25 protein-coding genes and 1 pseudogene are annotated in these 23,351 nt (G+C 71.3%); 9 read left to right on the top strand and 17 right to left on the bottom strand.

Going from position 1 to position 23,351, the window contains the following annotated elements:
• Window positions 1–633: 633 nt before the first annotated feature.
• From ACFY1P_RS16120 to ACFY1P_RS16135, 4 genes are read right to left on the bottom strand one after another with little or no spacing between them, the layout of a single operon-like run.
• Window positions 634–1,029 carry a hypothetical protein gene (locus tag ACFY1P_RS16120; RefSeq protein ID WP_390750921.1) on the bottom strand — a complete coding sequence of 132 codons (396 nt, stop codon included), beginning with the start codon at window positions 1,027–1,029 and terminating at the stop codon, window positions 634–636.
• Window positions 1,026–1,949, bottom strand: a complete 924-nt coding sequence (locus ACFY1P_RS16125; protein WP_390750922.1) for a YqaJ viral recombinase family protein — start codon at window positions 1,947–1,949, stop codon at window positions 1,026–1,028. Before ACFY1P_RS16125 ends, ACFY1P_RS16120 begins: the two co-directional genes overlap by 4 nt.
• Entirely contained in the window at window positions 1,946–2,071 is a 126-nt protein-coding gene (locus ACFY1P_RS16130) for a hypothetical protein (protein ID WP_390750923.1), read from the bottom strand. Before ACFY1P_RS16130 ends, ACFY1P_RS16125 begins: the two co-directional genes overlap by 4 nt.
• A complete protein-coding gene (locus ACFY1P_RS16135; RefSeq protein ID WP_390750924.1) occupies window positions 2,068–2,433 on the bottom strand; it encodes a helix-turn-helix transcriptional regulator in 366 nt (121 codons plus the stop codon). Before ACFY1P_RS16135 ends, ACFY1P_RS16130 begins: the two co-directional genes overlap by 4 nt.
• Before the next feature lie 163 nt (window positions 2,434–2,596).
• Between ACFY1P_RS16135 and ACFY1P_RS16140 the strand changes: the two genes are divergently transcribed.
• The 5 genes from ACFY1P_RS16140 (at window position 2,597) to ACFY1P_RS16160 (ending at window position 6,701) form a co-directional block, all read left to right on the top strand.
• Window positions 2,597–3,154 carry a helix-turn-helix domain-containing protein gene (locus ACFY1P_RS16140; protein ID WP_390750925.1) on the top strand — a complete coding sequence of 186 codons (558 nt, stop codon included), beginning with the start codon at window positions 2,597–2,599 and terminating at the stop codon, window positions 3,152–3,154.
• Between the two features lie 87 nt (window positions 3,155–3,241).
• Window positions 3,242–3,757, top strand: a complete 516-nt coding sequence (locus tag ACFY1P_RS16145) for an ImmA/IrrE family metallo-endopeptidase (protein WP_390750926.1) — start codon at window positions 3,242–3,244, stop codon at window positions 3,755–3,757.
• Window positions 3,727–5,088, top strand: a complete 1,362-nt coding sequence (locus ACFY1P_RS16150) for a tyrosine-type recombinase/integrase (protein WP_390750927.1) — start codon at window positions 3,727–3,729, stop codon at window positions 5,086–5,088. Before ACFY1P_RS16145 ends, ACFY1P_RS16150 begins: the two co-directional genes overlap by 31 nt.
• Before the next feature lie 149 nt (window positions 5,089–5,237).
• Window positions 5,238–6,137, top strand: a complete 900-nt coding sequence (locus ACFY1P_RS16155) for a LysR family transcriptional regulator (protein WP_390750928.1) — start codon at window positions 5,238–5,240, stop codon at window positions 6,135–6,137.
• Between the two features lie 54 nt (window positions 6,138–6,191).
• A complete protein-coding gene (locus ACFY1P_RS16160) occupies window positions 6,192–6,701 on the top strand; it encodes an NUDIX domain-containing protein (RefSeq protein WP_361519478.1) in 510 nt (169 codons plus the stop codon).
• Between the two features lie 4 nt (window positions 6,702–6,705).
• Here the strand turns inward: ACFY1P_RS16160 and ACFY1P_RS16165 are convergent, their stop codons facing one another.
• The 5 genes from ACFY1P_RS16165 to ACFY1P_RS16185 all read right to left on the bottom strand — a co-directional run bounded on the left by ACFY1P_RS16165 (window position 6,706) and on the right by ACFY1P_RS16185 (window position 12,534).
• Window positions 6,706–8,370 carry a globin domain-containing protein gene (locus ACFY1P_RS16165; protein ID WP_390750929.1) on the bottom strand — a complete coding sequence of 555 codons (1,665 nt, stop codon included), beginning with the start codon at window positions 8,368–8,370 and terminating at the stop codon, window positions 6,706–6,708.
• 231 nt (window positions 8,371–8,601) lie between these two features.
• Window positions 8,602–9,225, bottom strand: coding sequence for an HAD family hydrolase (locus tag ACFY1P_RS16170; RefSeq protein ID WP_390750930.1), 624 nt, complete (start codon window positions 9,223–9,225; stop codon window positions 8,602–8,604).
• Between the two features lie 31 nt (window positions 9,226–9,256).
• Entirely contained in the window at window positions 9,257–10,651 is a 1,395-nt protein-coding gene (locus ACFY1P_RS16175; protein WP_390750931.1) for an FtsW/RodA/SpoVE family cell cycle protein, read from the bottom strand.
• A 179-nt stretch (window positions 10,652–10,830) separates the two neighbouring features.
• Entirely contained in the window at window positions 10,831–11,265 is a 435-nt protein-coding gene (locus tag ACFY1P_RS16180) for a heme-binding protein (RefSeq protein WP_390750932.1), read from the bottom strand.
• A gap of 12 nt (window positions 11,266–11,277) precedes the next feature.
• Window positions 11,278–12,534, bottom strand: a complete 1,257-nt coding sequence (locus ACFY1P_RS16185) for an MFS transporter (RefSeq protein ID WP_390750933.1) — start codon at window positions 12,532–12,534, stop codon at window positions 11,278–11,280.
• Between the two features lie 263 nt (window positions 12,535–12,797).
• Between ACFY1P_RS16185 and ACFY1P_RS16190 the strand changes: the two genes are divergently transcribed.
• The gene (locus ACFY1P_RS16190; RefSeq protein ID WP_361519494.1) at window positions 12,798–13,259 is read left to right on the top strand and encodes a MarR family transcriptional regulator; all 462 of its coding nucleotides are present in this window, start codon (window positions 12,798–12,800) and stop codon (window positions 13,257–13,259) included.
• A 119-nt stretch (window positions 13,260–13,378) separates the two neighbouring features.
• Here the strand turns inward: ACFY1P_RS16190 and ACFY1P_RS16195 are convergent, their stop codons facing one another.
• The 3 genes from ACFY1P_RS16195 to ACFY1P_RS16205 form a co-directional block, all read right to left on the bottom strand.
• Window positions 13,379–14,125: a TetR/AcrR family transcriptional regulator gene (locus ACFY1P_RS16195; RefSeq protein ID WP_390750934.1), complete on the bottom strand. Its 747-nt coding sequence runs from the start codon at window positions 14,123–14,125 to the stop codon at window positions 13,379–13,381.
• Between the two features lie 181 nt (window positions 14,126–14,306).
• Entirely contained in the window at window positions 14,307–15,434 is a 1,128-nt protein-coding gene (locus ACFY1P_RS16200) for a pyridoxal-phosphate-dependent aminotransferase family protein (RefSeq protein WP_390750935.1), read from the bottom strand.
• 133 nt (window positions 15,435–15,567) lie between these two features.
• The gene (locus ACFY1P_RS16205) at window positions 15,568–16,941 is read right to left on the bottom strand and encodes a serine hydrolase domain-containing protein (protein ID WP_361519503.1); all 1,374 of its coding nucleotides are present in this window, start codon (window positions 16,939–16,941) and stop codon (window positions 15,568–15,570) included.
• A gap of 98 nt (window positions 16,942–17,039) precedes the next feature.
• On the opposite strand from ACFY1P_RS16205, the pseudogene ACFY1P_RS16210 reads away from it, so the two are divergent.
• Together ACFY1P_RS16210 and trxA are read left to right on the top strand one after the other, a co-directional pair.
• A pseudogene (locus ACFY1P_RS16210) lies at window positions 17,040–17,488 on the top strand (MerR family transcriptional regulator).
• The gene (gene trxA / locus ACFY1P_RS16215) at window positions 17,485–17,853 is read left to right on the top strand and encodes a thioredoxin (RefSeq protein WP_361519509.1); all 369 of its coding nucleotides are present in this window, start codon (window positions 17,485–17,487) and stop codon (window positions 17,851–17,853) included. The pseudogene ACFY1P_RS16210 and the gene trxA overlap by 4 nt, the downstream one beginning before the upstream one ends.
• Window positions 17,854–18,055: 202 nt before the next feature.
• Here trxA and ACFY1P_RS16220 read toward each other — a convergent pair whose 3' ends face one another.
• Complete coding sequence (locus ACFY1P_RS16220) at window positions 18,056–18,397, bottom strand: hypothetical protein (protein WP_390750936.1); 342 nt, start codon at window positions 18,395–18,397, stop codon at window positions 18,056–18,058.
• 107 nt (window positions 18,398–18,504) lie between these two features.
• Window positions 18,505–20,001, bottom strand: a complete 1,497-nt coding sequence (gene dnaB, locus ACFY1P_RS16225) for a replicative DNA helicase (protein WP_361519511.1) — start codon at window positions 19,999–20,001, stop codon at window positions 18,505–18,507.
• A 469-nt stretch (window positions 20,002–20,470) separates the two neighbouring features.
• Here dnaB and ACFY1P_RS16230 point away from each other — a divergent pair, with 469 nt between their 5' ends.
• The gene (locus ACFY1P_RS16230; protein WP_361519514.1) at window positions 20,471–21,811 is read left to right on the top strand and encodes an MATE family efflux transporter; all 1,341 of its coding nucleotides are present in this window, start codon (window positions 20,471–20,473) and stop codon (window positions 21,809–21,811) included.
• A 97-nt stretch (window positions 21,812–21,908) separates the two neighbouring features.
• On the opposite strand, the gene rplI is transcribed toward ACFY1P_RS16230, so the two are convergent.
• The 3 genes from rplI to ACFY1P_RS16245 all read right to left on the bottom strand — a co-directional run bounded on the left by rplI (window position 21,909) and on the right by ACFY1P_RS16245 (window position 23,276).
• The gene (gene rplI, locus ACFY1P_RS16235; RefSeq protein WP_102918483.1) at window positions 21,909–22,355 is read right to left on the bottom strand and encodes a 50S ribosomal protein L9; all 447 of its coding nucleotides are present in this window, start codon (window positions 22,353–22,355) and stop codon (window positions 21,909–21,911) included.
• Between the two features lie 18 nt (window positions 22,356–22,373).
• Window positions 22,374–22,610: a 30S ribosomal protein S18 gene (gene rpsR / locus ACFY1P_RS16240; protein WP_004950692.1), complete on the bottom strand. Its 237-nt coding sequence runs from the start codon at window positions 22,608–22,610 to the stop codon at window positions 22,374–22,376.
• Window positions 22,611–22,685: 75 nt separating this feature from the next.
• A complete protein-coding gene (locus ACFY1P_RS16245) occupies window positions 22,686–23,276 on the bottom strand; it encodes a single-stranded DNA-binding protein (RefSeq protein ID WP_361519518.1) in 591 nt (196 codons plus the stop codon).
• Window positions 23,277–23,351 lie beyond the last annotated feature (75 nt).

Here is a 23,351-nt window from a genome sequence, read left to right on the forward strand (position 1 = left end):
GGGGGGTGGAAGGGGGAAGGTTCTCTCCCGTCAGGGAGAGAACTCGGGTCGGGTCGGGTCGGGTCAACGTGCGCGCCCGCGAGGCGTGCGGCGTGACGACCGCCCCTGACCTGCGGTTCGTCCGGGAAACGCGGGGGCGAATCGCCGTCGTTCCGGGGACGTTCCGGATCCGGAACGGGGGCGGAACGGCGGCGATTCGAGGCCGGATCGGCACCGTTCCGGGCGGCCCGTGCGTCCCGCTGGCGGCCGGCGGCGCGCTCGCGGTCGGCGTCGATCCGGGCCCGGGAGGGGTTGGAGGCGAGGAAGTCGTGGACAAGGAAGTCCCCGGCATCCGGCTGAGGGCAGCGTGCGCACTCATGCCCGGGGGCGTGCAGCAGCCCGACAGCGGCCAATTTGCGTATCTGCGGCGCGGTCCCGTACTCCCGCACGACCGCACCCGGTACGACGCCGTCCGTCAGGTGCTGTCCCGCATACGAGATCACCCGCGCCAGCAGTCCGGCGGCCGCGTTGCCCGCCCTGACGATCTTCGGATGCGAGTGGAACCCGTCGTCCAGCTTCGCCCACATGATCTTTCCCTCCCCTGGTGACGATGACTGCGCCGGCCCGGTGGACCGGGCCGGCTGGTGGGCGCGCTTACGCGGCGGCCTCCGCCTCCTCCGCCTCGTCGGGGAGGCGGTAGACGGCGATGCGGTGCCCGTGCGTGTCCGGCGACGTGGACGGCACGGTCCGGCCGGTGTTGGTGATCGAGCGGGAGGCGGCGAGGCCACGCACCGCCGCGCCGAGCACCCCGTGAGGCAGGTCGGGAAGCTGGTCGCGGAAGTCGTTCGCGGAGAACTCGACCCGCACCTGGGCGTAGTCGAGGATGAGCGCCTGGACCAGGGCGAGCTGATCGGCACCGGCCGCCGAACGGATGCGCTCCAGGAGGCTGTTGGTGCGCCGCTCGGCACGAACCTGGGCCACGCGGACGGCCATCCGCGCGGCCGCACCGCCCGAGCGGCGGCCGGGCATGGTGCGGACAAGGGAGGTCATGCGGCGTCCTCTGCCTTCATGTAGGTGCGGTTGGGGATGAGCGAGCGGGTGGTGCCGTCCGGCCGCACGCTGCGCGTGGCGACCGTCCGGCCGGCCGCCGCGCAACGGCGGGCCGTACCCATGGCGGCCAGGACCGCGGCAGCGTGCGCCACTTTCCGCTCCTCCGCCCGCTGGACGTCCAGGACCGCGGCCCGGTACGACTCGGCAATCCCAGGGTCGATGTCCGCCACCACGTCCTCCACCCCGTCAGGGAGCCCCTGCACGGTGCGGTAGGTGGCCACGTGCCCGTCGAGCGGCGGCGGCTCACCGCTGGCCAGGCTCCGGAGGAACTCCGCGGCCTGGTCCCGGAGCAACGCCGCCTCCGCCCCGTCATACGCAATGACGTACTCCCGGTACTCCTGCCCGGCCACGAGGACCGCCAGCGTCGCCGAGCCAAGACCCAACGTGTCCAGCTGCCACAGCACCTGGCACCTGTAGTGCGCCGGGACCTCATCCGTCCCCGGTTCGCCAAAGCCCTCTGCACTGCGGCTGGTCTTGATCTCCAGCAGCGACACCGGCCCCCCGTCGGCGGGGGTGACGATCCGGTCCGGGGTAGCACGCTGCCACTCCCGCCCACGGTGCGCCCACGTACCCGTCGCGTGGACCACGAGGTCCGGGTGCGCCTCCGCGAACGCGTCAGCGATCACGGGTTCCAGGCGGGTACCCCACGCCATGGCCGCTGTCGGCGCGGCGGTCTCGGGCGGGGTTGTGCCTGCCTTGCGGTGCCACAGAGAGAACGGCGAGCGCCAGGGCGAGAGCCCTACGACCGCGACCGCGTCGGTGGCAGTGATGACCAGGCCCGACCGGACGTGCTCCCACTCCAGGGTGCCCGGGGTGAACACGCCCAGCAAGCGGGCGGCGGGGATCTCGGGTGCGTTCACCGGGAATCACCGCCACGGTGACGGCCGCGCCGGCGGCTGCCGGGTACACCGTCGGTGTGGACCAGCCACGCCGCCGCCGCGCCGACCACCAGCAGGAACCCCACGGCAATCCATGCGCTCATGCCGCGCACCGCTCATTGATGCGGCGTCCGGACCGGTCGCGCTTCGGCCGGGGAACCCTGTTGAGGGGGTTCAGCTCCGGGTTGGAACGGGAGTCGGCCGCTTCGCACGCGTCCAGGTACGAGTCCAGTTCGCGCAGCCGGTAGACCACGTGCCCGCCCATACGGAATGACGCGGGCCCGATGCGGCGATGCCTCCAGGTCCGGAGAGTCGGGACAGCCAGGCCCAGATATGCGGCGGCCTGCTTGGTGGACAGCACGGCAGGCGGAAGCGCGTCCCCCCGGGGCGCAGACGAATCCGATATGACGCCAGTGATCACGAGAAACCCCCTCGTTAAAGGGAACGCATGATCACGCCCCCACATCGGCAAAGTTAGCCAAGGAAGGACAACGAAACAAGCGATAAATGGCTATCGATTGACTTTGATGACCTCGGGGCGTTTCATTGCGTTTCAGCGCGTTGCACAACGAACAAGGGGGGAAGTAACTTGACCGCGAGGCAAACCAGCCAACGAACGGGCAAGGATCTTGAACGAGCTAACGCGCGACTGGAAGCGGCTCGGCGTCGCGATCCGGCGAGAGCGGGAACGTCAGGGTCTGAGCCAGGCCGAACTGGCCGAGCGCGCGGGCGTATCCGTGGGCAGCGTGAAGAACGCCGAGACCGGCCCCGCCCCGAAGCGCCGCAGACCCTACACCCTCGCCCTGATCGAAACCGCCCTGGGATGGGAATCCGGCGCTGTCGACTCCATCCTGGAAGGCCAGACCCGCCCGGCCCCTCCGGCAGTTCAGCCGGTCGTGCGCGTCGACACTGCACACGCCGGGCAAGCACTCCGGGCGCTCACGGGGGCGATGGAGTTCAGCAAGGTGTGCGAAGAGCTCGGCGCACCCCCAGCGGCCGTGGCCCAATACGAAGCAGCGGCCGAAGCCCTCCTGGCAGCCACCGTCTCGGCCCGCCAAGACCGACTGACACAGGAGCACTTCGCGGCCGTCGCCCACTCGCCCGGCGGCGACGGCGGACCCGAGTCGGACCGGGCGGTCGTGGACGAGATCGTCCGGAGCTTCGACGAGGAGCAAGCACAGGGCTAGAAGGTTACGCACCGTTTTGACTTGCGCACGGACGATCATTCCGGACAAGATCCACTGATCGTTCTGTCTGTGTTGAAACGGGGACGCATGACTTCCCATGCCTTCGACCGCATCGGCGCCACCACGCGGCAGGGACTCGTGCCGCCCCAACGCCGCCCTGCCCGTGTGCCCGCCCGTGCGGCCTACTCGCCATGGGACAGCGCCGAAGAACTCGGCCTCCACATCCGTTACGCGCCCCTGCGCGACTCCTGGGCATGGTGGGTGCCCTCCCGCCGGCTGATCGTGATCGCCGACCGACTCACCCGCGCCGAAGAACGCTGCGCACTCGCTCACGAGATCGAACACGCACGCTTCGGCGACACCGAATGCCGCCGCACCAGCGCCGCCGAACGGGTCTGGGCGCGCCGTCAGGAAGACCGCGCGGACGAGGCTGCGGCCCGCAAGCTCATCCCGGCCGTCGACCTCCAGTCGACGCTGCACTGGGCGACCACTTACGAGGAAGCGGCCCAGGAGCTGAACGTCACCGAACACATGCTCCGGGTGCGCCTCCGCATACGCAGGATGGAACTTGAATGCCTGGATACATCGAGGACCGCTGGCTGACCAAGAAGAAAGACCCGGTCACCGGCAAGCGCCGACGGACCAGCCGTTACGGCAAGGGGAAGCGGTACCGAGTCGCCGGCATACCCGGCGTCTCGGACGCCTCCTTTGGGATCGAGCAAGACGCGAAGGACTGGCTGGCCGCCGCTCAGACGGACGTGAGCCGCGGAACCTTCGCCGACCCCAGAGACGGCCTGATCACCCTCTCCGAATACATCAACTCCGTCTGGTTGCAAGGCAAAAGCGGCACGGAGAAGAGCAAGCGGAACATCGGCCATCAGCTCAACCACATCCACGACTTCCTCGGTGACCGCCCTCTGCTGAACATCGATGCTGCAGCCGTGCGAAGGTTCATCGTCCTGCTGGACGAGGTAGCCAAGCTGGCGAACACCTACGCGCACAGCATCTGTTCAACTCTGCGCAACATCCTCGATGTTGCGGTGGACGACAAGCGCATCGGAACGAACCCCGCCCGCTCCAAGTCAGTGGTCTTCCCCTCGAAGAAGATCAAGGAGAAGAGGGAAGCGTGGGCGGCGGCGGTCGTCCAGCGGGTCCTGGCGGCGATCAACCGCCGTCATCGTCTGACGGTCGCGCTCGGCGCCGGGTGCGGTCTGCGGCAGGGTGAGGTGTTCGGCCTCGCGGAGGAGGACTTCGACTTTGAACGGCACGTGATCCATGTGCGCCGACAGGTGCAGATGATCAATAACCGGATCTTCTTCAAGCTCCCCAAGGGCGAGAAAACCCGCATCGTGCCCATGGCCCCGTCGGTCGAGGCAGGGGTAATCGATCACATCGCGGAGTTCCCGCCGGTCGCGGTTGAACTTCCGTGGGGCAAGTCGACGTCCGAGGAGACGCAGACCCACCGGCTGGTACTGACCACGGTCAACGGCCGTGTGAACAACTTCAACACGTGGAACATCCGCACCTGGAAACCCGCCCTCGTCACGGCCGGCGTGATCCCCCCGTCTGCCCCGGGAGCCCGGCGCGGGAGTTTCAAGATGCCCCGCAAGTTCGGCTTCCACATCACCCGCCACACGTACGCCTCCACCGTGCTCCAGGGCGGCGAGGACATCGTCACGCTCTCTCAGTGGCTCGGCCACGAGACGGCTACGATCACCTTCGAGCACTACGCGCACTTCATGCCGCAGTCCGGCCACAAGGGCGCCGCGGCGGTCGACCGGATGATGGGCTACACCCCGCCCGCCGCTCCCCCGGTGCTCATTCTCCCCAGATTCTCCCCAGAGCACATATGGAAGCCCTACCCGTACTACAAACCGGCAGGTCAGGATGTGCGGACAGGGGAGACGGCTCAAGCCTCCCCCCTCTTGGCTTGAGCCGTCACAGCCGGCCGGAGAACACACGACGGGCCGTGCGACCAAGGCTAGTTGACTCTGCGTCAGTGTCCAATCACGCGGGCGACACATCCCTATCGACTTATTTATAGTTCCCGTACCGACGGGTGTCCCGGCCCAGGGGAGACAGCATGGATCTGACCCTCTTACGCACCTTCGTCACCGTGCACCGGGCCGGGTCCTTCACGCGGGCCGCCGCGCTCCTCGGGCTCTCCCAGCCGGCCGTCACCAGCCAGATACGCGCGCTGGAGAAGCAGCTGGGGCGCCCCCTCTTCCTCCGGCAGGCGCGCGGCGTCACCCCCACCGGCATCGGCGACGAACTCGCCCACAAGGTCGCGCCCCACGTCGACGCCCTCCTGGAGATCGCCGAGGCCGGCGGGCTGGACGACCCGTCCGCCACCACCACGCTGCACCTCGCCGGCCCGCCCGAATTCCTCGCCCTGCGCGCCCTGCCCGCACTCACCCCGCTCATCACCCAGGGCCTGGCGGTCCGCGCCGCGCACGGCACCGCCGACGAGCTCTTCGAGGGGCTCGCGGCAGGCCACCACGAGCTCGCGATCACCACCTCGCGCCCCCGCGGGCGCCTGCTCACCGCCACCCCGCTCTGCGACGAGGAACACGTGCTGGTCGCCGCCCCGCGCTGGGCGGCCCGCCTCGGCGGCGCGGCCGTCCTCCGCGACAAGGGCGCCCCGGCCCTGGAGAACCTGCCCGTCGTCGAGGTCCACGAGAGCCTGCCGCTCGTGACCCGCTACTGGACGGCCGTCTTCGACACCAAGCCCGTCACCGACGGCAGCGTCATCGCCCCCGACCTGCGCGCCGTCCTCACCTGCGTCACCGCGGGGGCCGGGCTCGGCGTGCTGCCCCGCTACCTGTGCTCCGACGCGCTCGACACCGGCGAGATCGTGGCCCTGCTCGACCCGCCCGTCCCGCCGCTGCGCACCTATTTCCTGGTCGTACGCACCGGCAGCCTGGCCCACCCGCACCTCGCCCGCGCACACGAGTGGCTGCTGCGCGCTGCCGACTCCTGGTGAGAAAGGCCCGCACGGAAGGGTTTCACCAGGGCGGTCACGCGGCAGATGTCCCCTATGACCGAACGTCCAGTGGTCAAGCGCACCGCCCGTGCCATCCTGCTCGACAGCACCGCACCGGGATCCACCGGCGACTCCGACCTCGAAATGATCCTCATCAAGCGGACCAAGCCCGGCGAGGCCCCGTACTGGATCACCCCCGGCGGCGGCATGGAGCCCGAGGACTCCACCGTCGTCGCCGCCCTCCACCGCGAGGTCGACGAGGAGCTCGGCGCCAAGGTCGTCGACATCGTCCCCGCCTTCGTCGACACGGTCTCCCACTCCACTCACCATGCGGCCCACGGCGTCAAAGTGCAGCACTTCTTCGTCTGCCGCCTCGCCTCCATGGACTACTCGCTGCGCCACGGCCCCGAGGTGGACGAGCCGTGCGGGACGTACGAGGTGGTGCGCATCCCCTTCAGCCGCGCCGGGATCGCCTCCGTCGAGCTGGTGCCGCCGTCCCTGCGCGCCTACCTCGACGCGAACATCGAGGGCGTACGGGCGCTCCTGGCGGACGACCTCGGCTGACGCGTCAGCCCGGCGTCACGCCTTGGTCGCCGAAGGAGTCGTGTCTGATCCGGTCCGGGGGAACGCCGATGCGTCTGAGGGTGTCCACGCCGCTGCGGATCATCCCCGGCGGGCCGGAGAGGTAGGCGTCGTAGGCGTTCCACGGGCCGTACTGCCGGACGATGTGCGGCAGTTGCCCGACCAGCCCGCGGGTCGGCCCCTCCGCGACGACCGGGCGGACGGACAGCCAGGGGTGTGAGCGCTGCAACCGCAGCATGGTGTCGATGTCATAGAGGTCGCCGTCGTGGCGGGCGCCGTAGAAGACCTCGACGGGACGCCGTCTGCCGTGCTCCGCGACGTCCTCGACCAGCGCCTTGATGGGTGCGATGCCGGTGCCGCCGCCCAGGCACAACAGGCCGTTGTCAGTGGTGTGGTCCACAATCATGGAACCGGTGGGAGGACCGAGCCGCAGGACGTCGCCCGGGCGGGCGCGATGGACGAGCGCACCGGACACCCACCCGGCCGGAACGGCCTTGACGTGGAAGGAGAGCAGCCCGTCCTGGCGGGGCGCGGCGGAGAAGGAGTAGTGCCGCCATATGCGCGGCCACCAGGGGGTTTCCAGGCTGGTGTACTGCCCGGCGACGAAGGGATAGGGCTGATCGGGCCGTACGGTCACGACGGCGACGTCCGGCGTGCGCAGTTCATGGCCGATGATCTCGGCCTGCCACCAGGCGGGGGAGCACGCCTCGTCCTCGGCGGCCGCGTCGATCATGATCTGTGAGATCGCGGTGTAGATCCGCACCCAGGCGGCCTCGGCCGCCTCGTTCCAGGAGTCCCCGGCGTAGCGCGCGAGCGAGGCGATCAGGCACTCGCCGACGGCGGGGTAATGCGTGGGCTGCGTGCCGTACTTGCGGTGTCCGCGCCCGAGTCCGGAGAGGTAGGCGGTGAGCGTGGGGGCGTCGTCGGCGTGGCGTGCGGCGGTCAGCAGCGCCTTGAACAGCCGGTCACGCTGGAGATCCATCGCGGCGGGGAAGAGGGCCCGCAGATCGGGGTGGCGCACGAACAGCAATGCGTAGAAGTACGAGGTGGCCTTGTCGGCGACGGGCTCGATCCCGGCCAGCGTCCGCCGTATCAACTGGGCGTCGGGAGACGGGGATTGCCCGGAAGCGGGAGGCGGAGCGGGACGGGTGGGGCGGTCCGGCGGGCCGTCGGCCGGGCGCTGGTGCTCGCCCTGCGGTCCTGACGCGAACCACGGTGGTTCCGGGGCCGGTTGACGAGGAAGCCGCTCGTCAGGGCGGTGCGGGAGGCCCGTCGGGCGTTCAGGTGGGGCAGCAGGGTGTTCGGGCGGCGCGGCCGGATGCTCCCACCGCTGCTCCTGCCGCAGCTCCGGCCGCTGCCCAGGCCGCACGGGTCTGCCGTCCGGTGGATTCGCGTAGTGGCGGCGTACGGGGTCCGCCGGGGGGCGGTCCACGGGGCGGTCGGGGGCCACCGCCCGCACGGGCACCCACTTCGCGGCCCGTACGGCGGGACGCTCCGGCGCGCCGCCCGGCGGGTCGTCGGCCGGGCGGCCGTCGTGCTCACCCGGGGGGCTGCCGTCCGCGCGCTGCCCGGGGGTGGTGAACCAGCCCCGGTCACCCCGGCCGGCGTCGCTGCCGCCGTCGCCTGTCGTGGTGGTCGGAGCGTCCCTCATCGTCTCGCCTCGAACATGTCTCGGTCGGTCCTCCCCCTTCCGGCCGCGCCGGAAGGTGCCGTCCGCGCAGCATGTCACTTTCCTGGGGGACTCCGGGGAAATAGTGAGAACTCCGGGTAATCACACGGCGGTTGAGGCTAGGCTGACCCGCTCCCGGGCCCGGCTGGGGCCCCCGGCGGTTCCCCGCGAGTCAGCCCTGCCGACAGACAGGCGAGCGTCGGCCGCGGCAGGTCAGCGCACCAGCTCGTAGGCCGCCCTGAGGTCCGTGCCCGTGTACGCGTGCGCCGCCACGTCCCGCACATGGTGATCCGCGTTGACCGCCACCGACACCGGCACGGCGGCGAAGAGCTCGGTGTCCGACATCGAGTCCCCGTAGGCCACGCAGTCCGCCCGGCCCAGTCCGTAGCGCGCGCAGAGTTCGTCGGCGATCCGCACCTTGGCGTCCGCGTCGAGGATCGCCGTCGGGTCGACGGGGTCGCGGAAGGGGACGGCGGGCCAGCGGGAGCCGTGGGCCGCGTCCGCGCCCCAGGTCAGCAGGCGGTCCACGAAGAAGCTCGGGGACAGTGAGATCACCGCGCAGCGCTCGCCCCGGGCGCGGATGTCCGCCCATACCTCCCGGATGCCCTCCATCCAGGGCGCGCCCTCGAAGGCGGCGGCGACGTGTTCCTCGGTGAGTTCGCTCCACAGCTCGCACGCCAGGGCGGCGAAGCGGGGCGGGGTCAGCTCACGGGCGGCGAAGGCCCGCTCCAGCTCGGCGATCTCGCGCTCCAGGCCGAGTTGCCGGGATATCTCGACGGCCGCCGCGGACCCGCGCATGAGGGTCCCGTCCATATCGAAAACGTGCAGTCTGGTCACAGTGTCCGAGCGTAGGCGCACCCGCCCGGCCTCAGCGCCTGATCATCTGGGTGGCCTGCTCGTCGAGGTCGCCGACGGGCTCGGGCGGTGGCTTGCGCGCAGAGTCGCTGATCTTCAGCAGCACCGCGATCAGCACCCAGTTGGCCACCTGGGAGGAGCCTCCCGCGGCGAGGAACGGCAGGGCCTTGCCGGTCAGCGGCAGCAGCCCGGTGACGCCTCCGGCGACCACGAAGACCTGGAGGGCCAGCGCGCCGGCGAGGCCGGTCGCCAGGAGCTTGCCGAAGGAGTCCCGGGCGTCCAGCGCCGTCCGCAGGCCGCGCTCGATCAGCAGCGCGTACAGCAGGAACACGGCCATCATGCCCGCGAGCCCGAGCTCCTCGCCGACCGTGGTGAGGATGAAGTCGCTGCGCCCGGCGAAGCCGATGAGATCGGAATGCCCGCGTCCGAGGCCGGTGCCGAGGACGCCGCCGCTGCCGAAGCTGAACAGCGCCTCCGCAGCCTGCGGGGAGGTCAGACCGGTCGGCGGGTGCGGAAGGTAGTAGTCCATGGGGTGCAGCCAGGCGACGATGCGGCCGTGCACATGCGGCTCCATGGAGCCCACGACGAACGCCCCGACGGCGAACATGCCCAGGCCCGACACCACCCAGCTCGGCCGTTCCGTCGCGGCGTAGAGCATGATGACGAACAGCCCGAAGAAGATCAGCGACGTGCCGAGGTCCCGCTCGAAGATCAGCACGAGCAGGCTCAGCACCCACACCGCGGCGATCGGCCCGAACTGCCGCCCGCGCGGCAGATAGAAGCCCAGCACCCGCCTGCTGGCGAGCGCGAGCGCGTCCTTGTGCATGGTGAGGTAGCCGGCGAAGAACACCGCGATGGCGATCCTGACGAACTCACCGGGCTGGAAAGACAGCGCCCCGAGCCGGATCCACCGCTTCGCGCCGTAGGAGTCACCGGGGAAGAAGGCCGGTGCCATCAGCAGCACCAGGGCCGCGAAGACGGTGACGTACGCGTAGCGCTGGAGGTGGCGGTGATCCTTCAGGAAGACCAGGACGGCCAGCAGGACGGCCAGTCCGATGGCGCTCCACATCACCTGGTTCGAGGCGGCCGGCGGGGAGTGGTAGCGAATGGCGTACGAGATGTCGAGCCGGTGGATCAGCACCAGGCCCAGGCCGCTCAGCGCGAAGGCGAGCGGCAGGATCAGCGGGTCGGCGTGCGGGGCGAAGCGCCGCACCGCGAAATGCGCGAGCGCGGCCGCGGCCACCAGCCCGAAGGCGTAGCCGAGCAGCTCGCCCGGCAGCTCACCGGCCGTGGCCAGCCCCACCGAGGCATAGCCGAACAGCGTCAGCAGCACCGCTCCGCCCAGCAGCAGCAACTCCGCGTTCCGGCTGCGCGCCGTGCGGGCCGTGGCCCTTCCACCAGCGCTCATCCTGTCTCCCTCGGCTCTGACGGCCCCGCTTTTCCGACGGCGACCGCACTTCTCCTTCACTCAAGGAGGGATGGGACGAGGGAAAAGGTTGCGTGATCGCGCAACCTTTGTGGAGGGCTATCTCACGCGGACCCGGCCGGAAGGGCGCGGGGGCCCGGCTCCGGGGCCCCCGCGGGCGGTCAGGCGACCGGCAGTGCCGCGGTCGCGGCGGTCGCGATGGCGTGGTCCTGGTCCGGCGCGCCGCCGCCGACCCCGATCGCGCCGATCAGCCGGCCGTCGCGGCGCAGAGGGACCCCGCCCGCGATGAAGAGCAGCGGCCGGTCCAGGGCGGTCGGCAGCGTGTGGAAGAGCCCCTCCGGCCGCACGGCCTCGACCAGGTCGGCGGTGGGCGCGTCCAGCTGCGCCGCGGTGAACGCCTTGCGCGTGCTCGTCTCCCCCGCGATCAGCACGGCCCGGTCGTCCCGGCGGAAGGCCAGCAGGTGGCCGCCCGCGTCGAGGACGGTGACGGCGATCCGTACGCCCTGCTCGTCGGCGGCCCGGCGGGCGGCGGTCACGAGAGCGTCCGCTTCGTCCGTGGTGAGCGGGCGGACGGAGGCGGAAGTGGTGTCGGTCATGAGGTGGTGCTCCTAGCGGGATGCGTACGGTGTTCCGGTGATGGCCTGAGGTGTCTGGGGCTCCTGAGGGGCGGGAGCCGTGGCGGACCGTGCCGCGATCCGGCCGCCGCCCCCGCCCGCGCGCCGCTCCAGGGCGGCGGACAGCACGGCCAGGGCGACCGCGGAGGCGGCCATCGCGGCGCCGACCCAGGTGGGGGCCGCGTAGTCGAAGCCGGCCGCGATGACGAGCCCGCCGAGCCAGGCGGCGATGGCGTTGCCCAGGTTGAAGGCGCCGATGTTGACGGCGGAGGCGAGCGTCGGCGCGTCGGAGGTCTGGTCGAGGACGCGCTTCTGCAACGGGGGCACGGACGCGAAGCCGAAGGCCCCGATCAGGGGGACGGCGACGGCGGCCGCGGCCTTGCTGTGCGCGGCGAACGGCATCAGCGCGAGGACGATCGCGAGCGCGCTCAGCGAGACGTACAGCAGGGGCATGAGCGCCCGGTCCGCGTACCGCCCGCCGACGAGGTTGCCGATGACCATGCCGATGCCGAAGAGCACGAGCAGCCAGGTCACGGACGACGGCGCGAAGCCCGTGACGTCGGTCATCATCGGCGCGAGGTAGGTGTTCATGGTGAAGACGCCGCCGAAGCCGAGCACGGTCATCCCCATGGCGAGCAGGACCTGCGGGTTGCGGAAGGCGGCGAGTTCGCCGCTGACGCGCGCCCGCTCGGCGCGCGGCTCCTCGGGCAGCCGGGGCACGAGCGCGGCGATGCCGAGCACCGCGAGCACGCCGAGCCCGGCGATGAGGAAGAAGGTCAGGCGCCAGCCCGCGTTCTGGCCGACCACGGTCCCCAGCGGCACACCGACCACATTGGCCACGGTCAGGCCCGTGAACATCATCGCGATCGCGCCCGCCTTCTTCTGCGGGGCGACGAGCCCGGCGGCGACGATCGCGCCGATGCCGAAGAACGCGCCGTGCGCGAGCGAGGCGACGATCCGCCCGGCCAGCATCAGCGCGAAGACGGGGGAGACGGCGGAGAGCACGTTGCCCGCGACGAACAGCCCCATCAGGGCCATCAGCATCCGCTTCCGCGGCACGCGGCTGCCGATGATCGCGAGGATCGGGGCGCCCACGACCACGCCGAGCGCGTAGCCGGTGGTCAGGTAGCCGGCGGTGGGGATGGAGACGCCGAACTCCGCCGCGATCTCCGGCAGCAGCCCGGAGGTCACGAATTCGGTGGTGCCGATACCGAAGGCGCCGATGGCGAGCGCCAGCAGTGCAAGGGGCATGACAGGGGTCCTTCAGCAAAGGGAGGGGGTGGCCGCGCCCAGGAACGCGTGATTGCAGGCGAGCCTTATGAGCGTCGACAATAATTGCATACGCGGGTTATTTGCAAGCGCGGGCTATTGCGGTGGAGGGCTATCCTGTCCGTACGGGCCCAGCGGGAAGCGCCCGCGGCCGCGCGCCCCGCGCGTGACCCCGGACACCCGGCGCGTGCACTCCGCACGCGCGCCCGCCACGAAGACTCCGCATGCGAAGGAGGACCCGCCCCATGTCCCGCACCCCGGATCCCGCTCTGCTCGGGCTGGCACAGGGCTGGTGCGCGCTCTCCGCGCTCCACGGCCGGATCGAGTCGCACATCGAGCGCGCCCTGCAGGCCGGGCACGGCCTGAGCGTCCGCGAGTTCAGCGTCCTCGACGTGCTCAGCCGCCAGCACAGCGGCGAGGGCGGCCACCTGCGCATGAACCAGGTCGCCGACTCCGTCGTCCTCAGCCAGAGCGCGACGACCCGCCTGGTCAACCGGCTGGAGGACCGCGGCCTGCTGACGCGCTACCTCTGCCTCACGGACCGCCGGGGCATCTACACGGACGTGACGGAGGCGGGGCTGGCGCTCCTCGCGGAGGCCAGGCCCACGAACGACAAGGCGCTGCGGGAGGCGCTGGACGAGGCGTCGAAGCGACCGGAACTGGCGCCGCTGGTGGCAGCGGTGGAGTCACTGGCGCCGGTCGTCTGAGCGCTCAGCTGCAAGTGCGGTCAGCTGGAAGTGCGGTCCGGCCGCCGCGGGCCGGTGGGGGATTGATCGCGCCCACGCTGCGGGGCCGCATATCGAAAGAGCCCCGCGCCCCTTACGGCCTACCGCTGACGCGACCGGTACGCCCTCTGCCGGCACGCCCCACCGCAGTACCGCGCCCGCCGCCCCGTACGCGCCGTGGCCACCGGCCCGCCGCACTCCGCGCAGGCCGTTTCGTCACGCTCGACCGCGACAGCGGGCAGTTTCGTCACGTTCCGGCCCGGCCGGAGGCTGTCGCACATCAGCGCCGTCATCCTCCCGGGCGCTCCCGCCGTCCCCCGCCGCCGCTCCATGGACAGGCAGCCGGAGAGCAGCGTGACGACGTCCTCGACGTCGACGTCCCGCCTTACGGCGCCCGCTTCCTGAGCCCGCGTCAGCAGTACGCCCAGTGCCTCCTGGAAGCCCTTCTCCACTCCCGGGGTGGGCTCGAAGAGGCCCTCGGCGCTCGCGTCCAGCGCGTCCAGGAGCGCCCTGTTCCGCGCCGAGAGCCGCACCACCGCCGCGAGATAGCGGAAGAACACCGTGCCGGGTTCGTCCGCGTCCGCCAACTCCCGTGCGGCGTCCGTGAAAAGCCTGATCCGGTCCACGACCGTGGCCCTGAACAGCGCTTCCTTGGAAGGGAAATGGCGGTGAACGGTGCCCGTGCCGACGCCCGCGCGGCGCGCGATCTCCCCCAGCGGCACCCCCAACCCCCGTTCCCCGAAGGCCGATCGCGCGGCGTCGAGGATGAGCGCCCTGTTGCGCCGGGCATCCGCGCGGAGAGCCGCCGAAGCGGTCACCGGCACCGTCGCGTTCCTGCGGCGCGTCATGCGGGGAACCTCCGGAGGGCGATCGAACGAAACGGGCTGGGCATTCCGATTCTATCCGGGCAGTTGAACGAGGTGCGGCAGTGGCCATAACGGGGCGAAGACATAAAAAAGCCGCTGTCGGCGCATAACGCACCGACAGCGGCTCACGCTGCTGCCTTGAGGATCAGGACGCGTCAGGGCGTCAGCTCCCGGTCACCGCGTCCCAGGCGACGGCCGCGGCATCCAGGGCCTCGTCCGTCCCACCGGCCTCGATGCCCAGCGCCCGCAGCGCGGCGCCGAGCGCCGAGAGGGAGTCCAGGACGACAGCACGGTCCGCGGCGAGCCCGTAGTGGTTCACGCGAATCATCTCCTTGGCCAGCGCCCCGCCCGCCGCCTGCACGGGCACGGCCGGGCCGGCGGCCAGGGCGGCCGCGACGATCTCCCGGGCGTCGACACCCCCGGGGGCACGCAGGGTGGTCGCCGCGGGCGCGGCATCCGCGTCCCGTGTGACGTACGGGGAGAGCGCGCCCAGCACGCGCGCACCGGCGCGGGTGGCCGCGGCGGCGGCCCGGTGGCGGAGGATCACGGCGTCCAGGCCGGCCGCCTCGATCCGGTCGACCGCCTGCTCCAGCGCGAGCATCTCCAGCTGGGCGGGGGCGTGCGGCAGGACCTCGCGCCCCCCGTCGATCCAGCGCTCCTTCCAGTCGAGCAGGGAGAGGTACGAGCGGCGCGGGGCCTGCTCGTTGGCGGCGATCCGCTCCCACGCGCGGGCGCTGACCGACACGGCCGACACGCCCGCCGGGCCCGCCATCGCCTTCTGCCCGCCGATGACGCACAGGTCGACGCCCCACTCGTCCGTGAGGAGCGGCTCGGCGGCCACGGACGCCACCGCGTCCAGCATCAGCAGCGCGCCGTGCTCCCGTACGACGGCGCCGATCTCCGCGACCGGGTTGGTGTTGCCGGTGGCCGCCTCGGCGTGCACCAGGCTCACGAAGTCGATCTCCGGATGCGCGCGCAGCGCCTCGGCCACCTGCTCCGGGCCGGCCGCGCCGCTGAACGGCGCCGCCACCGTGATCACTTCGGCGCCGCAGGAACGCAGCCAGCCGCCGAACGTCTCCCCGTACGGGCCCGTGATGATGTTCAGCGCGGTGCTGCCGGGGCGCACGGCGGAGCGGATGCACGCCTCCAGGGGCAGCAGCGCCTCGCCCTGCATCGCGACGACGCTCTCGCGCGTGCGCATCAGTGCGGCGACCTTGTCCTCGATGCGCGCGAAGTGCGCCGCGTCGAGCGGTGCGAGGTCGAGCAGGACCGGTGCGGTGTTCGCAGTCACGGTGGCCTTCCAGGGGTGGTATCGCGCCGCATACGGGCGCCCGCCAATCTCTCCCCGACCCTACGTCCGCGCCGCGCGGGCCGCCCCTGCCCGGTGCCGGCCCGCCTTCGCCCGACCCGGTGCCCGGCGGGCCCTACCGCCAGCCGGCCTTCCCGACCCCGCCGGGCACCGCGTCGCCCTGCTCGTAGGGCTCGCGGGTGAGCACGAAGGTGCCGACGTCGAGGTGGCTGACCGCGTACTCCGCATTCCGCACGACCGTCAGCGTCTCCCCCGCGTAGTACGCGTCGAGGCCCGTCCAGGTGCCGTCGTCCTCCGCGCGGAACCGCGAGCCGCGGCCCGTGCCGGAGAGCGGGGTCAGCTCCAGGCCGCGGTCCGCGCGCAGGCGCAGGGCGAACGGCGCGGCACCCCAGTACCAGGGCCCGGTCAGCTCCAGCAGCGTGCTGTCCACCTCGCCGAGCGGGCGCCAGGTCTCGGGGATCCGCGGCTCGTTGCGCGCGACCGTGTCCACCAGCGCGGCGGCCGCCGCGTCCACCCCGGGGCAGGAGGTCCGGTTCGTCAGGACCACCCCGGCCAGCGCCTCGTCCGGGCTCGCCCACAGGGTCGCCACGAAGCCCGGCATCGATCCCGTGTGACCGATCAGCGTGCGGCCGTTCCGGCGGGTGAGCTGCACGCCGAGGCCGTAGCCGAACTTCCAGCCCGGGTCCTGCGGGCCGGACTCCGGCACCCGCATCCTCGCGACCGCCTCCCGGCCGAGCACGCGCTCGTCACCGTCCAGCAGGAACGCGGCGAACCGGCACAGGTCCGCCGCCGTGGACCAGACCTGCCCGGCGGGTGCCATCCGCCCGGTGTCCACCGCCGGTTCCGGAAGAAGCGCGTCCGCCCAGGGGTGCACGGCCCAGCCCTCCGCGTGCGGCGCCTCGGGCAGGAGGGTCGTACGGTCCATGCCGAGCGGCACCAGCACCTCCCGGCGCAGCACCTCGCCCCAGGGCTTCCCGCGCAGCCGCTCCACGAGCGCGCCGAGCAGCGCGTAGCCGGGGTTGGAGTAGTGGTACGTCCGGCCGGCCGGGTGCCGCTGGGGGCGCTCGCCGAAGATGTCCGCGAGCTCGGGGCGCAGCGCGCCGTCCGTGCGCTCCCACCAGGGGCCGCGCGCCTCGGCGGCCAGCCCGGAGGTGTGGGCGAGCAGTTGGGCGACGGTGGCCTCGCCGGCCTCCGGGGTGTCGAGATAGGTGGCGAGCGGGGCGTCCAGGTCGACGCGCCCCTCCTCGTAGAGCCGCATGACCAGGACCGCGACCAGGCTCTTGGTGATCGATCCGATGCGGTACTGCGTATCGGCCCCGGGCGCCCGCCCGGCGACCTCCCCCCGGCCCGCTGACCACACCATCCGCCCCTCCCGCATCACCGCACCCACCAATGAGGGCGTGCGGCCCTCCGACTGCGCGGTGGCGATGCGGTGCAGGAGGGCCCGCCGGGTACCAGGGAGCAACTCGGTGAACTGGGGGCCATCCATGGATACTTCGTACGACGCGGTCATGTCCGCACCCTAACCAACCGCGCCGCGCCCCGGCCCTGGCGTTGACGTCCACGTCAACGTCTACGGTCGTGTCCATGCGCATCGGGGAACTGGCCCAGCGGGCGGGCACCACCACTCGCACCCTTCGGCACTACGAGTCGCTCGGCCTCCTGCCGGCCCGCCGGGCCGGCAACGGCTACCGCACGTACGACGAGGACGACCTGCGTCTCCTCCAGCAGATCCGCGTCCTCCAGGACTTCGGGTTCGGGCTGGAGGAGACCCGGCCGTTCGTGGACTGCCTGCGCGCTGGCCACCCGGCGGGCGACTCCTGCCCGGCCTCGCTGGAGGTCTACCGCCGCAAGCTGGCGGAGCTCGACGACTGCATCGACCGCCTCCGGCGCGTACGGGCGGAGGTGAGCGCCCAACTCGCCCGCGCCGAACGGGAGACCGCCGCCCTCAGGGCCGCCGCGGAGGTCCCGGCGGCCCGCCCCCGCTCTGCGCCCTCACCCCACCCGGCCCCGAAGAGGAGCTCAGCACGCCATGACGACCACCGCAGACCCCACATCCGCAGCGCCGATCCCTTCCGTCACGGACGACACTTTCGCCACCGAGGTCCTCGCGTCGGAGCTCCCCGTACTCGTCGACTTCACCGCGGCCTGGTGCGCGCCCTGCCGCATGATCACACCCGTACTCGCCGAGCTGGCCCGGCAGGAGGCGGGCCGCATCAAGATCGTCCAGCTCGACGTGGACACCAACCCGCGCACACAGGCGACGTACGGCGTCCTCTCCATGCCGACCCTCCTCCTCTTCCGCGCCGGCACCCCGGTCCACTCCCTGGTCGGCGCCCGCCCCCTGCGCCGCCTCCGCCAGGACCTCGCCTCCGAACTGCCTTGGATCGCGCCGGAATGAGACCGCCCTGTCACGTGATCACGCGTCTTCCGCGCCGACGCGACAGTGGCGATCTCCGCCCGTACCGGGCAGAGCGTTTTCGGTGGCAGGTGTAGGTTCCGCGACTGAGCGTCGAATGGCGGAGCGTTGAGCTGGGGTTTCCTTCGGGTCCGCGTCAGTTGTCGTCGACGTCTGTCCGCAGAGTCGTGTCCAACCCTCGTGGTCAGCCGTTCGTGCCGAGGACGATCCAGTCGAGTGCGGATCCCAGGAGGGCATGGAGTTCTTGCTCGGTTTGGAGGTCTCGATGCTCGGGACGGTTGTCACCGCTGCTGAGGTCCATAAAGTCGAGTTCGGCTTCACCGCTGTTCCAGACGGTGATCTGTATGGCCCGGTTCCCGGCCTCGGCAGTCAGCCATGCGCTGTTCTTGAGTCGGCCGTCTTCTGGGGAGTGCCGCAGTTCAGCGGTGATCCCACGTGTGCGGAGAAGCGCTCCGTTCTTGGCAAACCATGTCGTGAGCGCGCCCGGAAGGTTCGGCGGTCGATGGCTGCTCTCGAAGATCATCACTGCGACAGGGTAGTCGTGCGGTCGCAGTAGGGACCCGGCCTTCAGGGCCGGGTCCCGTCAGCTGGCCCTAGCCCGCACCGGCCTTTCGTGCTCCCTTGAGGCGACGCCTACGTCTGCGCCATGTCGACGAAGCGCGAGTAGTGGCCCTGGAAGGCCACCGTGATCGTGGCCGTCGGGCCGTTTCGGTGCTTGCCGACGATGATGTCCGCCTCGCCCGCGCGGGGCGACTCCTTCTCGTAGGCGTCCTCACGGTGGAGCAGGATGACCATGTCGGCGTCCTGCTCGATGGAGCCGGACTCACGGAGGTCGGAGACCATCGGCTTCTTGTCCGTGCGCTGCTCGGGGCCACGGTTCAGCTGCGAGAGCGCGATGACCGGCAGTTCGAGCTCCTTGGCCAGCAGCTTGAGGTTTCGGGACATGTCCGAGACCTCCTGCTGGCGGCTCTCGGCGCGCTTGGCGCCGCCGGACTGCATCAGCTGGAGATAGTCGATGATCACGAGCTTGATGTCCGCGCGCTGCTTGAGACGGCGGCACTTGGCGCGGATCTCCATCATCGACAGGTTCGGGGAGTCGTCGATGTAGAGCGGCGCGGCCGAGACGTCGGGCATCCGGCGGGCCAGGCGCGTCCAGTCCTCGTCGGTCATGGAGCCGGAGCGCATGTGGTGCAGCGCCACCCGCGCCTCGGCGGACAGCAGGCGCATCGCGATCTCGTTGCGGCCCATTTCGAGCGAGAAGATCACGCTCGGCATGTTGTGCTTGATCGAGCAGGCGCGGGCGAAGTCCAGCGCGAGGGTCGACTTACCCATGGCGGGACGGGCGGCGATGACGATCATCTGGCCCGGGTGCAGGCCGTTGGTCAGCGCGTCGAGGTCGGTGAAGCCGGTGGGGACGCCGGACATCTGGCCGCTGCGCGAGCCGATGGCCTCGATCTCGTCGAGCGCGCCCTCCATGATGTCGCCGAGCGGGAGGTAGTCCTCGCTGGTGCGCTGCTCGGTGACGGCGTAGATCTCGGCCTGGGCGTTGTTGACGATGTCGTCGACGTCGCCGTCGGCCGCGTATCCCATCTGCGTGATGCGCGTGCCCGCCTCGACCAGCCGGCGCAGCACGGCGCGCTCGTGGACGATCTCGGCGTAGTACTCCGCGTTCGCCGCGGTGGGGACGGACTGGACCAGCGTGTGGAGATACGCGGCGCCGCCGACGCGGGTGATCTCGCCGCGCTTGGTGAGCTCCGCGGCCACGGTGATGGGGTCGGCGGGCTCGCCCTTGGCGTAGAGGTCGAGAACGGCCTGAAAGATCGTCTCGTGTGCCGGGCGGTAGAAGTCGATGCCCTTGAGCACCTCGACCACGTCGGCGATGGCGTCCTTGGAGAGCAGCATGCCGCCGAGGACGGACTGCTCGGCGTCGAGGTCCTGCGGGGGGACGCGCTCGAAGCCCTGCGTCCCGTGGGAGGAGGAGCCGCGGTCCCAGGAGCCACCGTCGTCGCCACCGCGGTCGTGGCGCTCACCGCGGGACTGGCCGTCGCCGCGGCGGGGGCGGGAGACGGGGAGCCGGTCGCCGGGGCCGGCGTCCGCCCAGGGGTCGTCCATGGGCTCGGGGATGCTCACCCCGCCACCTCCTCCCGTCCGCTGTGCGGACCTCGCCGTGCTGTTCTTTCTTACGGCACGGCTCTGACAAATAGCCCGCCCGACTCCGGTTGGCGTGCGTCGAGTTCGTGTCGATCTCGTAAGGTCTTCGAGGCCGGAACAGGCGGCGGGCGCCGGTCCACGGTAGGCCCGCGGGCACCGTCAGCCAATCTGGTTATCCACAGGGCGTGTGGATGATGGCCCCCATCCTGTGGAGAACCCCGCGGATCCTGTGTACGGCACGGGGGAAAGCGCTGTGGACAAACACACAATCACTCCCTCGCTACCCGCCTGACCTGCGGTTTCCCCATCCACCGGCTGTTGAGGAGAAAAACTTTCCCGCTCGGCGCAAGATCGCGACAAACGTCGCAGAGAAGATCGCCGCAGCGCGCCGAATGTAAGGGTCACTAATGGCTTGCAGTGATTACCTGTGGAAGATTAGGTTGAGCGCATGACCAAGGCCACCGCGCGAGGACCGCACAGCGCCCGAGGCCACGACCGCGAGATCCTCTCGCTGGCCGTGCCCGCCTTCGGCGCACTCGTCGCGGAACCCCTCTTCCTCATGGCCGACAGCGCCATCGTCGGCCACCTCGGCACACCCCAGCTCGCCGGCCTCGGGGTCGCCGCGGCGCTGCTCACCACCGCCGTCAGCGTCTTCGTCTTCCTCGCCTACGCCACCACCGCCGCCGTCGCGCGGCGCGTCGGCGCCGGTGACCTCCAGGCCGCGATCCGCCAGGGCATGGACGGCATCTGGCTCGCCCTCCTCATCGGCGTCGCCGTCATAGCCGTGACCCTCCCCGCCGCGCGACCGGTCGTCGAGCTCTTCGGCGCCTCACCGACCGCCGCCCCGTACGCGACCACGTATCTGCGGATCAGCGCCATCGGGATACCGGCCATGCTCATCGTGCTCGCCGCCACGGGCGTGCTGCGCGGCCTCCAGGACACCCGCACGCCGCTGTACGTCGCCATCGGCGGCTTCGCCGCCAACGCGGCCCTCAACCTGGGCCTCGTCTACGGCGCCGGGCTCGGCATCGCGGGCTCCGCCTGGGGCACCGTCATCGCGCAGTACGGCATGGCCGCCGCCTACCTCACGGTCGTCGTCCGGGGCGCCCGGCAGCACGGCGCCTCGCTCCGCCCCGACGCCGCGGGCATCCGGGCCTGCGCCCAGGCGGGGGTGCCCCTCCTGGTGCGCACGCTCTCGCTGCGCGCCGTCCTCATGATCGCCACGGCGGTGGCGGCCCGGCTCGGTGACGCGGAGATAGCCGCCCACCAGATCGTGCTGACCCTGTGGAGCCTGCTCGCGTTCGCCCTGGACGCCATCGCCATCGCCGGCCAGGCCATCATCGGGCGCCATCTCGGCGCCGGTGACGCCGACGGGGCCCGGGCGGCCTGCCGCCGCATGGTGCAGTGGGGGATCGCGTCAGGGGTGGTGCTGGGGGTGCTCGTGGTGGCCGCGCGGCCGCTCTTCATCCCCATGTTCACCTCCGACGCCGCCGTACGGGACGCGCTGCTGCCCACGCTCCTGATCGTGGCCCTCAGCCAGCCCGTCTCGGGCGTCGTCTTCATCCTGGACGGCGTCCTGATGGGCGCGGGGGACGGGCCGTATCTCGCCTGGGCGATGCTGGTCGTCCTCGCCGTCTTCGCCCCCGTCGCGCTGCTCGTGCCCACCCTCGGCGGCGGCCTCACGGACCTGTGGTGGGCGATGACGCTGATGATGACCGTGCGCATGCTGAGCCTGTGGCTGCGCGCCCGCTCCGGCCGCTGGATCGTCACCGGGGCCGTACGGGCCTGACGGCGTCTCCCCGAGCGGCCCCGGGCCCGGCCCGGAACGGCGGAAGGGCCGCACCCCGAGGGGTGCGGCCCTTCCCACGTCACCGATCGCCAGGCGATCAGGCAGCGACGACCTCGATGCCGAGCTTGGCAACGACGTCGGCGTGCAGACGCACGGAGATCTGGTGCGAGCCCAGCGTCTTGATGGGCGAGCCCACCTCGACACGGCGCTTGTCGACCTTCGGACCACCCGAGGCCTCGATCGCGGCAGCGATGTCGGCGGGGGTCACGGAGCCGAACAGGCGGCCGGCGTCGCCGGCACGGGTCGCCAGGCGCACCTTGGTGCCCTCGAGCTGACCCTTGACCTCGTTGGCCTGCTCGATCGTGGCGATCTCGCGGATCTTGCGACCGCGACGGATCTGCGCCACGTCCTGCTCGCCACCCTTGGTCCAGCGGATCGCGAAACCGCGCGGGACCAGGTAGTTGCGGGCGTAGCCGTCCTTGACGTCCACGACGTCGCCGGCGGTGCCGAGGCCGGAGACCTCGTGGGTGAGGATGATCTTCATTTTTCGGTCACCCTTCCCTTATCGCGCGGACGACGTGTAGGGCAGCAGCGCCATCTCACGGCTGTTCTTCACGGCCGTGGCGACGTCGCGCTGGTGCTGGGTGCAGTTGCCGGTCACGCGACGGGCACGGATCTTGCCGCGGTCGGAAATGAACTTCCGCAGCATGTTCGTGTCCTTGTAGTCCACGTAAGCGGTCTTGTCCTTGCAGAACGCGCAGACCTTCTTCTTAGGCTTGCGCGGAGGCGGCTTCGCCATTGTCTCTCTCCTGTGTGATCAAGAAGTTGTGGTGCTTCGCCCTCGGATCCGCGAGGACCCGGGCCCGTGAAGGGCCTAGAAGGGCGGCTCGTCCGAGTAGCCGCCGCCGGAGTTGCCGGAGCCGCCGCCCCAGCCGCCTCCGCCGCCGCCCTGCTGGCCGCCGGACGGAGCGCTGGTCGCCCACGGGTCGTCGGCGGGAGCCCCGCCGCCACCCTGCTGGCCGCCGGCGGGGCCGTTGCCCCAGCCGCCGCCCTGCTGGCCGCCACCGCCGCCACCAAAGCCACCACCCTGGCCACCGCGACCCGAGGTCTTGGTGACCTTCGCCGTGGCGTTCTTCAGGCTGGCGCCGACCTCTTCGACGTCGAGCTCGTAGACCGTGCGCTTGACGCCCTCGCGGTCCTCGTAGGACCGCTGCTTCAGCCGGCCCTGCACGATGACGCGCATGCCTCGCTGGAGCGACTCGGCGACGTTCTCCGCCGCCTGCCGCCACACCGAGCACGTGAGGAAGAGGCTCTCGCCGTCCTTCCACTCGTTGGTCTGGCGGTCGAAGGTGCGGGGAGTGGACGCGACGCGGAACTTCGCGACCGCCGCACCGGACGGGGTGAAGCGCAGCTCGGGGTCGTCGACGAGATTGCCGACGACCGTGATGACGGTCTCGCCTGCCATGGATGAACCTCTCGGCGGGTGTGCTGCTGGCTGCTTGCTACTCGTTGCGATGCAGCCCGATTACCTCTGAACCGC

The sequence above is a fragment of the Streptomyces sp. NPDC001407 genome, assembly GCF_042895325.1.
Classification (GTDB): Bacteria; Actinomycetota; Actinomycetes; order Streptomycetales; family Streptomycetaceae; genus Streptomyces.

Bases quoted from the DNA above. Each gene is read 5' to 3' on its own strand.
- ACFY1P_RS16185 (WP_390750933.1), bottom strand. From the start codon at position 12,534: ATGCCCCTTGCACTGCTGGCGCTCGCCATCGGCGCCTTCGGTATCGGC.
- ACFY1P_RS16155 (WP_390750928.1), top strand. From the start codon at position 5,238: ATGGATCTGACCCTCTTACGCACCTTCGTCACCGTGCACCGGGCCGGG.
- ACFY1P_RS16130 (WP_390750923.1), bottom strand. From the start codon at position 2,071: ATGAGCGCATGGATTGCCGTGGGGTTCCTGCTGGTGGTCGGCGCGGCG.
- ACFY1P_RS16175 (WP_390750931.1), bottom strand. From the start codon at position 10,651: ATGAGCGCTGGTGGAAGGGCCACGGCCCGCACGGCGCGCAGCCGGAAC.
- ACFY1P_RS16190 (WP_361519494.1), top strand. From the start codon at position 12,798: ATGTCCCGCACCCCGGATCCCGCTCTGCTCGGGCTGGCACAGGGCTGG.
- ACFY1P_RS16150 (WP_390750927.1), top strand. From the start codon at position 3,727: ATGCCTGGATACATCGAGGACCGCTGGCTGACCAAGAAGAAAGACCCG.
- trxA (WP_361519509.1), top strand. From the start codon at position 17,485: ATGACGACCACCGCAGACCCCACATCCGCAGCGCCGATCCCTTCCGTC.
- ACFY1P_RS16195 (WP_390750934.1), bottom strand. From the start codon at position 14,125: ATGACGCGCCGCAGGAACGCGACGGTGCCGGTGACCGCTTCGGCGGCT.
- ACFY1P_RS16120 (WP_390750921.1), bottom strand. From the start codon at position 1,029: ATGACCTCCCTTGTCCGCACCATGCCCGGCCGCCGCTCGGGCGGTGCG.
- ACFY1P_RS16230 (WP_361519514.1), top strand. From the start codon at position 20,471: ATGACCAAGGCCACCGCGCGAGGACCGCACAGCGCCCGAGGCCACGAC.
- ACFY1P_RS16165 (WP_390750929.1), bottom strand. From the start codon at position 8,370: ATGAGGGACGCTCCGACCACCACGACAGGCGACGGCGGCAGCGACGCC.
- ACFY1P_RS16160 (WP_361519478.1), top strand. From the start codon at position 6,192: ATGACCGAACGTCCAGTGGTCAAGCGCACCGCCCGTGCCATCCTGCTC.
- ACFY1P_RS16245 (WP_361519518.1), bottom strand. From the start codon at position 23,276: ATGGCAGGCGAGACCGTCATCACGGTCGTCGGCAATCTCGTCGACGAC.
- ACFY1P_RS16205 (WP_361519503.1), bottom strand. From the start codon at position 16,941: ATGGATGGCCCCCAGTTCACCGAGTTGCTCCCTGGTACCCGGCGGGCC.
- ACFY1P_RS16135 (WP_390750924.1), bottom strand. From the start codon at position 2,433: ATGTGGGGGCGTGATCATGCGTTCCCTTTAACGAGGGGGTTTCTCGTG.
- ACFY1P_RS16145 (WP_390750926.1), top strand. From the start codon at position 3,242: ATGACTTCCCATGCCTTCGACCGCATCGGCGCCACCACGCGGCAGGGA.
- ACFY1P_RS16180 (WP_390750932.1), bottom strand. From the start codon at position 11,265: ATGACCGACACCACTTCCGCCTCCGTCCGCCCGCTCACCACGGACGAA.
- rpsR (WP_004950692.1), bottom strand. From the start codon at position 22,610: ATGGCGAAGCCGCCTCCGCGCAAGCCTAAGAAGAAGGTCTGCGCGTTC.
- rplI (WP_102918483.1), bottom strand. From the start codon at position 22,355: ATGAAGATCATCCTCACCCACGAGGTCTCCGGCCTCGGCACCGCCGGC.